The 12,832-nt window shown below is 67.8% G+C and carries 11 protein-coding genes; 2 read left to right on the top strand and 9 right to left on the bottom strand.

Features of this window, described 5'->3' with window-relative positions; all coding sequences use genetic code 11:
• Positions 1-59: 59 nt before the first annotated feature.
• The 6 genes from glyS to GGC30_RS02055 all read right to left on the bottom strand — a co-directional run bounded on the left by glyS (position 60) and on the right by GGC30_RS02055 (position 8,857).
• Positions 60-2,270 (bottom strand): glycine--tRNA ligase subunit beta, encoded by a 2,211-nt coding sequence (glyS, locus tag GGC30_RS02080; protein ID WP_153922477.1) that lies wholly within the window; start codon positions 2,268-2,270, stop codon positions 60-62.
• Positions 2,270-3,205, bottom strand: coding sequence for a glycine--tRNA ligase subunit alpha (locus GGC30_RS02075; protein ID WP_153922475.1), 936 nt, complete (start codon positions 3,203-3,205; stop codon positions 2,270-2,272). The genes glyS and GGC30_RS02075 overlap by 1 nt, the downstream gene beginning before the upstream one ends.
• A gap of 57 nt (positions 3,206-3,262) precedes the next feature.
• Positions 3,263-4,159 carry a fasciclin domain-containing protein gene (locus tag GGC30_RS02070; protein WP_153922473.1) on the bottom strand — a complete coding sequence of 299 codons (897 nt, stop codon included), beginning with the start codon at positions 4,157-4,159 and terminating at the stop codon, positions 3,263-3,265.
• A gap of 203 nt (positions 4,160-4,362) precedes the next feature.
• The gene (locus tag GGC30_RS02065; RefSeq protein ID WP_153922471.1) at positions 4,363-5,241 is read right to left on the bottom strand and encodes a 4-(cytidine 5'-diphospho)-2-C-methyl-D-erythritol kinase; all 879 of its coding nucleotides are present in this window, start codon (positions 5,239-5,241) and stop codon (positions 4,363-4,365) included.
• A gap of 3 nt (positions 5,242-5,244) precedes the next feature.
• Positions 5,245-7,137 (bottom strand): tetratricopeptide repeat protein, encoded by a 1,893-nt coding sequence (locus GGC30_RS02060; RefSeq protein ID WP_153922469.1) that lies wholly within the window; start codon positions 7,135-7,137, stop codon positions 5,245-5,247.
• A 64-nt stretch (positions 7,138-7,201) separates the two neighbouring features.
• Positions 7,202-8,857 (bottom strand): electron transfer flavoprotein-ubiquinone oxidoreductase, encoded by a 1,656-nt coding sequence (locus GGC30_RS02055; protein WP_153922619.1) that lies wholly within the window; start codon positions 8,855-8,857, stop codon positions 7,202-7,204.
• Between the two features lie 195 nt (positions 8,858-9,052).
• Here GGC30_RS02055 and GGC30_RS02050 point away from each other — a divergent pair, with 195 nt between their 5' ends.
• The gene (locus GGC30_RS02050) at positions 9,053-9,865 is read left to right on the top strand and encodes a uracil-DNA glycosylase family protein (RefSeq protein ID WP_153922467.1); all 813 of its coding nucleotides are present in this window, start codon (positions 9,053-9,055) and stop codon (positions 9,863-9,865) included.
• Between the two features lie 84 nt (positions 9,866-9,949).
• Positions 9,950-11,635, top strand: coding sequence for a lytic transglycosylase domain-containing protein (locus GGC30_RS02045; RefSeq protein WP_153922465.1), 1,686 nt, complete (start codon positions 9,950-9,952; stop codon positions 11,633-11,635).
• A gap of 4 nt (positions 11,636-11,639) precedes the next feature.
• Here GGC30_RS02045 and GGC30_RS16605 read toward each other — a convergent pair whose 3' ends face one another.
• Genes GGC30_RS16605 through GGC30_RS02035 form a run of 3 tightly spaced genes read right to left on the bottom strand, consistent with a single transcriptional unit; the run spans position 11,640 to position 12,818 of the window.
• Positions 11,640-11,771, bottom strand: coding sequence for a hypothetical protein (locus GGC30_RS16605; RefSeq protein WP_255360385.1), 132 nt, complete (start codon positions 11,769-11,771; stop codon positions 11,640-11,642).
• A 35-nt stretch (positions 11,772-11,806) separates the two neighbouring features.
• The gene (locus GGC30_RS02040) at positions 11,807-12,475 is read right to left on the bottom strand and encodes a glutathione S-transferase family protein (protein ID WP_153922463.1); all 669 of its coding nucleotides are present in this window, start codon (positions 12,473-12,475) and stop codon (positions 11,807-11,809) included.
• A 22-nt stretch (positions 12,476-12,497) separates the two neighbouring features.
• Positions 12,498-12,818, bottom strand: a complete 321-nt coding sequence (locus GGC30_RS02035; RefSeq protein WP_153922461.1) for a multidrug efflux SMR transporter — start codon at positions 12,816-12,818, stop codon at positions 12,498-12,500.
• Positions 12,819-12,832 lie beyond the last annotated feature (14 nt).

The raw sequence follows: 12,832 nt of genomic DNA, 5'->3' as shown, positions 1-12,832 counted from the left end.
CCTCCCCATTCCATGGGGAGGTGGCTCGGAGCGCAGCGGAGAGACGGAGGGGTTCTGTCCTACCCCGCGATCTGACCGAAGTCCGCGACCTGGCCCATGACGTCGCGGACCTGGCCCAGCAGTTTCAGGCGGTTCTCGCGTTCGGCGGGGATGTCGGAGTTGACCAGAACGTCGTCGAAGAAGCGGTCCACGGGCGCGCGCAGGCGCGCCAGGGCCGTCATGGCGGCGGCGAAGTCCTCGGTCTCCAGCGCGGTCTCGACGGCGGTGCGGGCGGCGCCGACGGCGAAGGCCAGGGTGGTCTCGGCCTCGGGCTGGTTCGGCAGGCCTGTCTGGACCATGCCGGTCGGCAGCGGCCCCTTCTTCTCCTCGGCGCGCAGGATGTTAGAGGCGCGCTTGTAGCCGGCCAGCAGATTGGCGCCGTCGTCCGTGGCGAGGAAGGCGGCCAGCGCCTCCACCCGACGCACGATGCGGACGAGGTCGTCGTCGCCCAAAGCGAAGACGGCCGCGACGAGGTCGTGGCGCTGGCCTTGGTCACGGAGGAGGACGGTGAGGCGGTCTAGCAAGAACAGACCAAGATCGGTCCAATACTCCCGCTCCCAATCAACGGGAGGCACGTCGTCAATGGTGGAGCTACTCAAGGCCACGCGAGCCTTCTCGGCAACAGGGCCCAACCCTCCATTTACATTTGGAGTGACGTTGAAGCCCATGGCTTCAACAGATTTGACGACGTTCGGGAAGGCGTCAGTAAATTGACCAAGTAGTTGAGCAGCTAAGCGCCGACCGTGATGCACGAGCAGTCGATTCAACTGCAGGCGGTAACCGGATGCCAGCAAAATCCTAGCAATCCCAAGCGCCGACCGACGAAGTGCGAAGGGGTCTTTAGAGCCCGTTGGCTTCTCACTGATGAACCAGAACCCGACCAGGGTGTCCAGCTTGTCGGCCAGGGCGACGGCGACCGTGACGGGCGCGGTCGGGACCGTGTCGGCGGGGCCCTGCGGTTTGTAGTGGTCGCGCACGGCGTCGGCGATCGCGTCGGAATGGCCGGCGAGACGGGCGTAATAGCCGCCCATGATCCCCTGCAGTTCCGGGAACTCGCTGACCATGCCCGACAGCAGGTCGGCCTTGGACAGGCGGGCGGCGGTTTCGGCCTCGTCGGCGTCGGCGCCGACCAGCGGCGCGATCTCGCGCGCCAAGGCGGCGATGCGCTCGACGCGCTCGGCCAATGTGCCCAGTTTGGCGTGGAAGGTGACGCCGGACAGTTTGGCGTTCCAGGCGTCGAAGCCGACCTTCTGGTCCTCGTCCCAGAAGAAGCGCGCGTCGTTCAGGCGGGCGCTCAGGACGCGGCTGTTGCCGGCGGCCAGGGCCTTGCCCCCGTCGGTCGCCTCGACGTTGGCGACGACCAGGAAGTTGGGGGCCAGGCCTTCTTTCGACGGATCGCGGACGGCGAAATACTTCTGGTGCACCTTCATCGACAGGCGCACGACTTCCGGCGGCAGGGCCAGGAACTGCAGGTCCATGTCGCCCAGGATCGGGGTCGGCCATTCCGCCAGGCCCGCCACCTCGTCCAGCAGGCCGTCGTCATCGACCAAGGCCAGGCCGCGCGCGGCGCAGGCGGCCTTGGCCTGTTCCAGAATGCGTAGCTTGCGGTCGGCGACGTCCAGCAGGACGAAGTTCTTTTCCAATTGGGTGCGGTAATCGACGAAGTCGCTGACGCGCAGCAGCTCGCCGGACCCCAGGAAGCGGTGCCCCTCGGTGATCGCATCGCTCTGGATTCCGTCAATCTCGAACGGCACCACCTTGCCGTCGAACAGGCACAGGATGCGCTTGATCGGACGCACCCAGCGCAGGGTTCCGGAACCCCAGCGCATCGACTTGGGCCAGGGGAAGGTGCGGATGACCTGATCGACCGTCTCGGCAACCAGATCGGTCGTGGCGCGGCCCTTGGACGACAGGACGGCGAACAGGACGCCGTCGCGCTCGGTCAGTTGATCGCGCGTCAGGCCGGTCTTGCGCAGGAAGCCTTCCAGCGCCTGTTCTGGGGCGGAGGCGCGAGGGCCCTTGATCTCTTCCTCGCGGTCCGGCGTGGCCGTGGGCAGGCCGTCGATGACCAGGGTCAGGCGGCGCGGACCGGCATAGGTCGTCAGCGCCTCCCACGTCAGGCCGGCGGCCTTCAGACGGTCGGAGACCATCCGCTCCAGGTCGCGCGCCGCGCCCTGCTGCATCCGGGCGGGGATTTCTTCGGAGAAGATTTCGAGGAGAAGTTGGGGCATCAGGCGGTTTTCCGCTCTTGTTCGACGTAGGCGAGGGCGCAGGCTTTGCAGAGTTCGCGGATGCGGCCGATGTAGCTCTGGCGTTCGGCGACGGCGATGGCGCCGCGGGCGTCCATCAGGTTGAACAGGTGACTAGCCTTCAGAACCTGATCGTAGGCGGGCAGGACCAGCGGCTGATCCTGCGGCCCGCGCATGTCCAGCAGGCGCTGAACCTCGCTCACCATGTCCTCGAACCGGCGCTTCAGACCGTCCACGTCATAGCCGTGGAAGTTGGCTTCCGACTGCTGGCGCTCGTTCTCCAGGAAGACCTCGCCATAGGTCAGGCCCTCCTCGGTAAACTTCAGATCATAGACGTTGTCCACGCCCTGGACGTACATGGCCAGACGCTCCAGCCCGTAGGTCAGCTCGCCCGACACCACATCGACCTCGATGCCGCCGACGCCCTGGAAATAGGTGAACTGCGTCACCTCCATCCCGTCGCACCAGACCTCCCAGCCCAGCCCCCAGGCGCCGACGGTGGGGTTCTCCCAGTCGTCCTCGACGAAGCGAATGTCGTGCAGTTTCGGATCGATGCCGATGGCCGCCAGCGACCCCAGATACAGCTCCTGAAGGTTGTCCGGGTTCGGCTTCAGGATGACCTGGTATTGGTAATAGTGTTGGAGGCGATTGGGGTTTTCGCCATAGCGGCCGTCGCCGGGGCGGCGGCTGGGCTGGACATAGGCGGCCTTCCACGGCTTGGAGCCGAGCGCGCGCAGGACGGTGGCGGGATGCAGCGTGCCGGCCCCGACCTCGATGTCATAGGGTTGCAGAATGGCGCAGCCCTGCTCGCCCCAATAGCGGTGGAGCGTCAGGATCAGGTCCTGAAACGCGAGCGGCTCGGTCGAGGTGGTCAAATCGGGCTCGTGGGAGGGGCTGTAAAAAAGACGGCGGACCATAGGGCCCGCCGCCTTCCGCTTCAACACGCTACCGAGCGAGCGCGTGGATGACCCTGATCAGTTCGGGGTCGGCTTGGCTTCGGCCGCGCCGTCGGCGGCGAGATCAGCCGCGTCGACCGGCGGGGTGGCCGGAGTGTCGACCTGACCATCGGTCGGATTGACGACCGGCGACGAGGACGTGGTGGTCGTCATCGCGGCGGGCTGGCCGTTCGGCGCGGTCGGGGCCGGCGTCGCTTCAGCAGCCGGCGTCGCCTCAGCGGCTGGAGCGGCGGCTTCGGCGGGCGCGGCGGCCTCTTCATCGCCCATGGCAGCCATGGAATTCGCCGGGTTCAGGACCTTGTCGATCGGGAAGATGGCGCCGTTCGAGGCGTCCAACTCGGCGCTGACGACGGTCGCGCCGTCAGCCTTGATGGCCGAACCGGTGCCATCCAGCAGAATCTGGCTCTCGGCGGCCGTCTCTACGCCGCCCTTCTTGCCCATGATCTGGTCGGGCGTCACGTCGGCGACGATGACGTGATACAGCAGCAGCTGGCGCAGTTCGGCGGCGTTTGCCGGGTCCATCAGACGCGTACGCTCGGCCTCCGGCACGGCGGCGAAGGCGGCGTCGGTCGGGGCGAAGATCGAGATGGCCGGACGGCTGGCTAGGGTGTCGGTCAGCTGGGCGGCGTCCAGCGCGGCCAGCAGTGTGGTGAACTGACCGCTGGCCTTCAGCTTGTCGACAACGGTTTCGCCGGCGACAGGCGTGGTTGCCTCTGCAGTCGTGGTCGTGGTCGCGGCGGCCTCAGCCGTCGGAGCCGGCGTCTGCGGCGTGGCTGGCATGGCCGGATCGGTTTGCGGCATGGTCGCCGGGGCGGGCGTCGTCGTGGTCGCCGGGGCGGTCATGTCCTGGGCGAAAGCAGGGGCAGCCATCAGGCTGACGACGGCGGTGGCGGCAAGCAATTTTGCACGAAGCATGGCGATTTCCTTTTTCCTGTTTGAGGATCGCCACGAGGGAGACGGCGACCCGTTCCAGACATCGGAACTGCCGACTCAAATCAGAACGCCGTGATCTGGTTCCGAGATTTCGAAACAATACGTAACGTTTGTGATGATCTGGGCGAGACCTGGGCGAAATCGCCGGTTTCGCAGCCTGATCGCCGGTATTCGGCCACAAAGCTTTAGTGTTGCTGTACGGACAGTTGCGTTGCTTTGACCCAGGCCGTGGGATGTGCTGCGGACAATGCGCGCGCAGCGGATTGGGCCGCGTCGTCGCTGGGATACAAACCGAACACCGTCGCGCCTGAGCCGGACATGCGGGTCAGAGCGACCTGGTCCGTCACCGCAACCGCCGACAGGGCCGCGTCGATCGCCGGCGTCAGGGACAGTGCGGGCGCTTCCAGATCGTTGCGCTGGGCCGACAGCCAGTCGATCACGGCGGCGATGGACCAGTCCTGGGGCGGCGTGGGTCTGTCGGCGGCCCGCACCGGCCCTGCGTCGTAGGCCCGGTAGACGGCGCCGGTCGGCGAGGGGACGCTAGGGTTGAACAGCACGGCCGGCAGCGGCGGCAGGCGGGGTTCGTCGATCAGCACGTCTCCCCTCCCCTCTGCCCAGGCCGTGCGCATCCGCAGACACATCGGTCCGTCCGCGCCGACGAAGCCCGCAACCGCCTCAAGCGCGTGGTCGTCGAGATCGAACGCCAGGACGTCACGCGCCAGTTTCAGCGCCGCGCCCGCATCGGACGATCCGCCCCCCAGCCCCGCCGCGATGGGCAGGTGTTTGTCCAGCGTGACCTTCAGTTTCGGCTCTCCAATGCCGCAGGCCTCGCCCAACTGACGCAGCGCGCGCAGGATCAGATTGTCGTCCGTCGCGCCCAGCCCGCCGCCGAAGGGCCCGTCGACCGTCAGCGACAGGCGATCCGCCGGCTCGACCGACACGCGATCCCCGACATCGGCGAAGGCGACCAGGCTGGACAGCGGATGATAGCCGTCAGCGTCCACCGCGCCGACGTGTAGGAACAGATTGATCTTGGCCGGCGCCAAGGCGGTCAGGGCAGGCATGACCTATTGCGCGACGCCCTGAGCGCTCGGCGCGCCGTCCAGCCCATTGGCGATCTTGCGTTCGACCTCGGCCCGACGTTCGGGTTCAGGCTCCAGCACCAGGACGCGATTCCACAGCCAGACGGCTTCGCGTTGACGGCCGACCTTCCAATAGGCGTCGCCGAGGTGATCATTGATCTCGGCGTTGGACGGTTCCTTGTCGACAGCCTCTTCCAGCGTATTGACGGCGGTTTCGTACTGGCCCTGTTTGAACTGCGCCCAGCCCAGCGAGTCCTGGATATTGCCGTTGTCGGGCTCCAACGCATGGGCGCGGGCGATCATTTCGGCGCCTTCCTGAACCCGCAGCCCCTTATCAACCCAGAGATAGCCGAGGTAGTTCAGCATGTCGGCGTCGTTCGGCGCGGTCTGAAGCGCGGCCCACAGTTCGGCCTCGGCCTCGGGAACACGACCCAGCGCCTCATAGGCGGCGCCGCGCAGGAAGTGGACGCTGGCGCCCTGATCAGCGGTGTTCAGAAGCGGCCCGTCCAGCAGGGTCAGCGCCTCGTCATGCTGTTTCAGCTGCATCAGCTGACCGGCCAAGACCAAGGCGATCTGCCGATCGTCGGGGCTGGCGGCGGCGGCGAGGCGCAGTTCGGTGAGCGCGTCCTGCGACTGGCCGTCCTCTTCCAGCGCGACGGCCAACTGGGCGCGGGCGGCGGCGTAGAGTTTTGGATCGGCGCTCCCGACCCGCGACAGGGCGTTGCGGGCGGCGGATTTCAGACCGGCGCGCGAGAGGACCTGGGCCAGCTGATATTCCGTCTCGTCATCGTCGTGCAGGTTCTGGGCGAGGCGCAGATAGACGGCGGCGAACTCATTGCCGCGCTCGGCCGAGGCCTGGGCGGCGGCTGTGATCAGGCCCTGGGCGGCGCCTTCGCGGAAGTCGGGCAAGGCCGGCGGGCGGCCGCCGTCCTTCAGCCGCTGCAGCGCGCGGGCCACGCCCGGATCGACGGGTTGCACCGCCATGGCGGCTTCATACAGGGCGACGGCGTCGTCGCGGCGTCCGCGCCGTTCCAGAAACTCGCCATAGGGGCGTTTGAACAGGGCGCCGACGCCGGCGACTTCGGAAGCGGTCTTCAGCTCGACCTCGGCCTCGGCATAGTCGCGACGTTTTTCCAGCAGGGCGGCGCGATTGATGCGGGCGAAGGCCAGCGTCAGGGGATCGCCGGCGGTCGGGACCGACTGAAGCGCCCGGGTCCAGTCGCCGGCTGCGGCGGCGATCCACGGCGCGACCAGCAGACCGGCGCGCGCGTGCGGGGCGCCGATGGGCTGACCGGCCAGTTCGGCGTTCGGCGTCCTGGCGTCGCCGCGCACGAAGTCCTGCACCAGACGCACCAGCCGCCCACCCTCCACAAACGCGGGAGACGCGGTCGCATCGGTCGGGGCCAGGGCGGCCGCCACATCCAGATCGCCGGTCAGCAGGGCGGAGGTGAAGGCTTGTTCGCGCACGCGCGGCTGTTCCGGCGTCAGTCGTTCCGCCTGGGCCAGATAGTCCGAGCCGGTCGCCCCCTCGCCCTGCATCAGGGCCAGCTTGCCCGCCAGATACAGACCATAGGCGCTGCGGCCCTCGGCGTTCGTCGGGATCGGCGCCCATACGGCCGGGATCGCCGGCGTCACGGGCATATTGGTGATGATGATGCGAGGATCGGGCGCGGCCTCGGCCGGCGCCTGACTTGGTGCGGCCTGAGCCGGCGCAGCCTGGCCCGGCGCCGTCTGGCCCGGCTCCAGGATGACGGCCGGCGGATGGGTGTCCGGCGTCGGGGCGGGCGGGGTCGTGTCCTGAGCCGAGGCATGGCCGGCAAGCGCCACGGCGAGGACGGTCAGGGAGGCGGCGAACAGGCGAGAACGGGAGGCGATCATGCCCGGACCCTTCACGCTTTTGCAGCGGCGGGCAAGGGCGGAACGCCGCCCCTGCCCCGTTCCGTCACATGTTCGGATAGTTGGGACCGCCGCCGCCCTCGGGCGTGGTCCAGACGATGTTCTGCGACGGATCCTTGATGTCGCAGGTTTTGCAGTGAACGCAGTTCTGGGCGTTGATGACGAAGCGGGGATCGGCCTTGGCCGCCTCGTCGCCATAGACCACCTCGTACACGCCCGCGGGGCAGTAAAGCCGCGCCGGCTCGCCGTATTTGGGCAGGTTGACCCGGATCGGGATCGACGGATCCAGCAGCTTCAGGTGGGCCGGCTGGTCCTCGGCGTGGTTGGTGTTGGAGATGAAGACCGACGACAGCTTGTCGAACGACAGCTTGCCGTCCGGCTTCGGATAGGCGATCGCCTTGTGGTCGGCGGCCAGGCCGGTCGAGGCGGCGTCGGTCTTTTCGTGCTTCAGCGTCGGGATCGGCGACAGGCCGCCGAACAGGGTGCGGCACCACATGTCGAACATCCCCAGCGCCCCGCCCAGCGTCGTGCCGAACTTGGACAGCAGGGGCTTCGCGTTCCGGACGACCGACAGCTCCTTGTAGACCCAACTCTTTTCGAAGGCGGTCTGGTATTCGACCAGTTCGTCGCCCGCGCGCCCGGCCTGAACGGCCTCATAGGCGGCGTCGGCGGCCAGCATGCCGGTCTTCATGGCGTTGTGGCTGCCCTTGATTCGGGGCACGTTCACGAAGCCGGCCGAACAGCCGATCAGCACGCCGCCGGGGAAGCTCAGCTTTGGGATCGACTGCAGGCCGCCCTCGGTGATGGCGCGCGCGCCGTAGGAGATGCGTGTTCCGCCCTCCAGGTGCTGAGCGATCTCAGGGTGGTGTTTGAAGCGCTGGAACTCGTCGAACGGCGACAGGAACGGGTTCTTGTAGTTCAGGTGAACCACGTAGCCGACGGCCACGTAGCGATCGCCGAAGTGATACAGGAAGCTGCCGCCGCCGGTGTGTTCGTCCAGCGGCCAGCCGGTCGTGTGCTGGGCCAGGCCGGGCTGGTGCTTGTCGGCCGGCACCTGCCACAACTCTTTCAGGCCGATGCCGTATTTCTGGGGCGACTTGCCGTCCTGAAGCTTGTGCCTGGCGATGATAGTCTTGGCCAGGGAGCCGCGCACGCCCTCGGCGATGAAGACATATTTGCCGTGCAGTTCAATGCCGGGCTGGAAATCGCCGGTCGGCTTGCCCTCGCGGTCGATGCCGAAGACGCCGGCGACGACGCCCTTCACCTGACCCGTCTCTTCTTCCCAGACGACGTGGCTGGCGGCCATGCCGGGATAGACCTCGACGCCCAAGGCCTCGGCCTGCTCGCCCAGCCAGCGCGTGACGTTGCCCAACGAGGCGATGTAGCAGCCGTGATTGTGCATGAAGGGCGGCATCAGCGGCATCGGCAGCGACGCCGACCCCTGCGGGCCCAGCAGCAGGAATTTGTCCTTCGTGACCGGCGTCTCCAGCGGCGCGCCGCGTTCCTTCCAGTCGGGGAACAGCTCGTTCAGCGCCTTGGGATCGATGACCGCGCCCGACAGGATATGACCGCCGACCTCAGCCGCCTTTTCCAGAACGGCGACGGTGATTTCCTTGCCGTCCTTTTCCGCGCGCTGCTTCAGGCGGATGGCCGCCGACAGGCCGGCGGGGCCGCCGCCGACGATCACGACGTCATATTCCATGATCTCGCGCTCGACGCCGTTCAGCGCCTCCAGCGGCGGCAGATTGTCGATGATGGCGTCCTGACGGGCGTTCTCCGCGCCGCCTTCGATGGCGTCTTCGGCCATGGTTTCCCCTGAATCCCGGTTATCTGTGTGGTTATGCCGCTTATCGGAAGGTGACGCGAGGGCGGTCAAGGCTTATCGGTGGTTCGAGACATGAACGCGCAACCCCATGACATCGCTGCAGTCGAAAGCCTGCTCGCCTTCTGGCGGGATGCGGGGGTCGACGCCTGTTATGGCGATGCGCCCGTTGATCACACCCATGTCGCCCCGCCGCCGGCCGTCAAGGCGGTGCAGAGGGCGACGGCCTCGGTCGTCATGCCACTAGCCGGCGTCAACGCCGATGACGCCCTCGCCGAGGCGCGGCGGCTGGCCGCCGGCGCCGCGACGCTTCAGGATCTGGCGGCGGCGGTCGCGGCGTTCGAGGGCTGTCCGCTGCGCGGCATGGGCGCGACGCAATCGGTGTTCGGACGCGGCAACCCCAACGCCTCGGTCCTGATCGTCGGCGAAGGTCCCGGCGCGGATGAGGACCGGGCGGGCCAGCCCTTCGTCGGCAAGGCCGGGCAGTTGCTGGACCGGATGCTGGCGGCGGCAGGCCTGACCGACAAGGTCTTCATCACCAACACCGTCTTCTGGCGCCCGCCCGGCAACCGCACCCCTAGCCCGCAGGAACAAGCGGTGTGCGCGCCCTTCTTCGAGCGCGCCTTCGCCCTGCTGAAGCCCAAGGCCGTGCTGCTGCTGGGCGCAGCCTCGGCCAAATCGGTGCTCGGCGCCGAAGAAGGCATCATGAAGCTGCGCGGCAACTGGAAGGAATGGCGCCTGCTGGAAGGGGCGGTGTCGGCGCCCGTCATGCCGACCCTGCATCCCGCCTTTTTGCTGCGTCAGCCACAAGCGAAACGACAGGTCTGGAGCGACCTGCTTTCGCTGGCCGTTCGCCTTGAAACGGACTCGGTTGAAGAACAAGGCTAATCGCGGCATGTTCGCATGCTGACGACCGATCGCCATACACGCGCCCGTAGCTTACGCGCGTCGCCAACGAGGGGGCCGCCGCTTATGTTTCTGATCCGCCGCGCGATCCTCGCGTCGACGCTTGTCCTTGCGTTCTGCGCCGCCACGACGGCCGCAACCGCCGAGACGCCCTACGGGTCAACCGCCGAGGCCGGAGCCGGTTCCGGACGTCCCACCGCGCTGAGTTCGGCCGACAGAATCTCCTACACCACCGCCTTTGACGCCCTGCGACGCGGCGACATCGAGACGGCCCGCATGGCGGCCCGTCAGGCGCAGGACCGCGTGCTGCTGGGTCAGGTCGAGTTCGAGAGCCTGTTTCATCCCGACCATGTCGCCACCTACGAAGAGCTGACGGCCTGGCTTGAGACCTATTCGGATCTGCCGTGCGCGGACCGCGTCTATACGCTGGCGCTGCGTCGTCGCCCCGACGGCGCGCCCGAGCCGGTGCGTCCTGGCGGCGTGCTGGGCCGCACCTGGAACAGTCTGGTCAGCGCCGTGTCCGGCGACGGCGGCGTGACCGATCCGGCCAAGGCGGCGCGCGTCGCCTACAACAATGACGACCTGACCGGCGCCTCGGCCCTGGGGCGCCAGATCGGCGACTGGTGGACGGTCGGCCTGGCGGAATGGCGTCTGGGCCAGTTCCACGAATCCTTCGCCGCCTTCGAACGCGTCGCCAACGATCCAACCGAGGACGCCTGGGTCCGCGCCGGCGCCGCCTTCTGGACCGCGCGCGCCGCCGCCCAGTCCGGTCGCCAGGATCGCGTCACCGACTATCTGCGCCTGTCGGCCCAGTGGCCGGCCACCTTCTATGGCCAGATCGCCCTGCGTCAGCTCGGAGAAGAGCCGACGATCGAGAACATGGGGCCCCGCCCCTACGAGGCCGAGCCCCGCCTGCGCCGCGCCGCCTATGTGCCCCAGAGCGCCGCCGTCGAACCGACCGCTTTGGAAGCCTTCGTTCAGGCCGACGCCCGCGCCAAGCGCACCGTCGCCTTCTATGAGGTCGGGCGCAACGCCGACGCCGAGACCGAGCTGCGGTCCGGCCTGCGCACCGCCGTGGGCGATGCGGCCAAGATGTGGACCGCCCTGGCGCGCGCCATCCTGCCGGTCAACAACGGTGACGCCACGCGCATCGACGCGACGCGCTATCCCATCCCGGACCTTACGCCCGAAGGCGGCTTCGTCATCGAGCGGGCGCTGGTCTACGCTCTGGCGCGCAAGGAGACCGACTTCAATCCGAACGCCCGTTCCAGCGTCGGCGCCTATGGGCTGATGCAGGTCATGCCGACGACGGCGGCCGAGATGACCGGCGATCGCACCTTCGTCTCGGACCCGACCAAGCTGCTGGTTCCGGCGGTCAACATGCGTCTGGGCCAGGCCTACATCAACAAGATGCTGGCCCTGCCGGCCTTCCAAGGTGATCTGCTGCGGGCCGTGGCCTCCTACAACGCCGGGCCGGGGCCGATGCTGGCGGCGGTCAGGAAGTTGGGCGCGGACGCCGATCCCCTACTGCTAATCGAGACGATCGACGTGCCCCAGGCGCGCGACTACGTCGAAAAGGTCATGGCCAGCTACTGGATCTATCAGCGCTTGTTCGGCGGCCCGCTGAAGACGCTGGACGCCGTCGCGTCGGGGGCGCGCGCCGTGCCTATGGCGCTGGATTACGTCGCCCCGCCGCCGCAGGCCGAGCCGGTCCTGATCGCCGAGACTACGCCCATCGCCGGCGCGCGCTGACCTCTTAGAAGACCGCGAACAGCAGGCTGGCCCAAAACGCCGCCCCGACCAGGGCCGCAAGCCCATAGGCCATGACCGGATTGAGGCCGCGCGCAGCGGCTTGGGTCGGAGGGCTGGGCAGGATCGGGCGCGTCATCCCCATCGAGATAACAGCGTCCGCTTAACGCGGCGTCAGCCGGGATGGTTGTCGTGCGTTAAGCCCAGCGCGTCGGCTTCCCACTCAAGAAAATGCGGTTGAGCCAACAGGGTCTCGGCATAGGCCCGGGCCGTGCCGTCGTCTCCGTGCGCCGCGAGGTCGAGCTGGAAATGGCGGATGCGGGCGGCGACCGGCGTGAAGAAGGCGTCCGGCACGGACCAGTCGCCGAACAGATACGGCCCGCCCGCGCCGAACCGCTCACGCAGGCTCCGCCACAGTTCGACGATGCGGCGCAGATCCTTGGCCAGTCCCGGATGGTCCGGCGCGGATGCGCGACTGGGGCCGACCATCCAGTGATCCGGGCCGGTGGAACAGGCCGTGCGCAGAGCGGTGAAACCGCCGTGCATCTCGCACGCCGCCGAACGCGCCAGCCAGCGCGCATGGGCGTCCGAAGGCCAGAGCCGCGCTTCCGGATAGCGTTCGGCCGCCCAGACGGCGATGGCCATCGAATCCCAGATCACCTCGCCCTCGACCTTCAGCACCGGGACAAGGCCGGACGGCGAATGCTCGCGGATGCGCTGATCGGTGTCGGGCTGGTTCAGCGGCACGAGGATCTCGTCAAAGACCGCGCCGCAATGTTTCAGCACCAGCCACGGCCGCAGCGACCACGTCGAATAGGCCTTGTCGCCGATCACCAGTTCCATCACGCGTCTCCTGTCGCCGCCATCAATGGCTCGCCGCCAGCTTCAGCACAACCAGGCCCGATGCGACCAGGGCGACGCCCGCGATCCTGAGCGGCGTCAGCGGCTCGCCAAGAAAACTTGCGCCCACCACAAAGGCGCCCACCGCGCCGATGCCGGTCCAGATGGCGTAGGCCGTGCCCAGCGGCAGGGTCTTCATCGCCAGCGACAGCAGACCGAACGAACCGATCATGAAGACGATCATCCCCACCGTCGGCCACGGTCGCGTGAAGCCGGCCGACGCCTTCATCAGAAACGCCCAGACGACTTCGAGCAGGCCGGCGAAAACAAGGAATACCCAGGCCATGACATTCTCCCTGC

It is taken from the genome of Brevundimonas sp. SPF441, assembly GCF_009661015.1.
In the GTDB taxonomy this organism is placed as follows: domain Bacteria; phylum Pseudomonadota; class Alphaproteobacteria; order Caulobacterales; family Caulobacteraceae; genus Brevundimonas; species Brevundimonas vesicularis.
The sequence above is the reverse complement of the archived record's forward strand: the minus strand, read 5'-3'. Positions and strand labels throughout refer to the sequence as shown.

Excerpts from the sequence above, each read along its gene's own strand:
- GGC30_RS02055 (WP_153922619.1), bottom strand. The coding sequence starts at position 8,857 with ATGGAATATGACGTCGTGATCGTCGGCGGCGGCCCCGCCGGCCTGTCG.
- GGC30_RS02035 (WP_153922461.1), bottom strand. The coding sequence starts at position 12,818 with ATGGCCTGGGTATTCCTTGTTTTCGCCGGCCTGCTCGAAGTCGTCTGG.
- GGC30_RS02075 (WP_153922475.1), bottom strand. The coding sequence starts at position 3,205 with ATGGTCCGCCGTCTTTTTTACAGCCCCTCCCACGAGCCCGATTTGACC.
- GGC30_RS02060 (WP_153922469.1), bottom strand. The coding sequence starts at position 7,137 with ATGATCGCCTCCCGTTCTCGCCTGTTCGCCGCCTCCCTGACCGTCCTC.
- GGC30_RS16605 (WP_255360385.1), bottom strand. The coding sequence starts at position 11,771 with ATGACGCGCCCGATCCTGCCCAGCCCTCCGACCCAAGCCGCTGCGCGC.
- GGC30_RS02050 (WP_153922467.1), top strand. The coding sequence starts at position 9,053 with ATGAACGCGCAACCCCATGACATCGCTGCAGTCGAAAGCCTGCTCGCC.
- GGC30_RS02040 (WP_153922463.1), bottom strand. The coding sequence starts at position 12,475 with ATGGAACTGGTGATCGGCGACAAGGCCTATTCGACGTGGTCGCTGCGG.
- GGC30_RS02065 (WP_153922471.1), bottom strand. The coding sequence starts at position 5,241 with ATGCCTGCCCTGACCGCCTTGGCGCCGGCCAAGATCAATCTGTTCCTA.
- GGC30_RS02070 (WP_153922473.1), bottom strand. The coding sequence starts at position 4,159 with ATGCTTCGTGCAAAATTGCTTGCCGCCACCGCCGTCGTCAGCCTGATG.
- glyS (WP_153922477.1), bottom strand. The coding sequence starts at position 2,270 with ATGCCCCAACTTCTCCTCGAAATCTTCTCCGAAGAAATCCCCGCCCGG.
- GGC30_RS02045 (WP_153922465.1), top strand. The coding sequence starts at position 9,950 with ATGTTTCTGATCCGCCGCGCGATCCTCGCGTCGACGCTTGTCCTTGCG.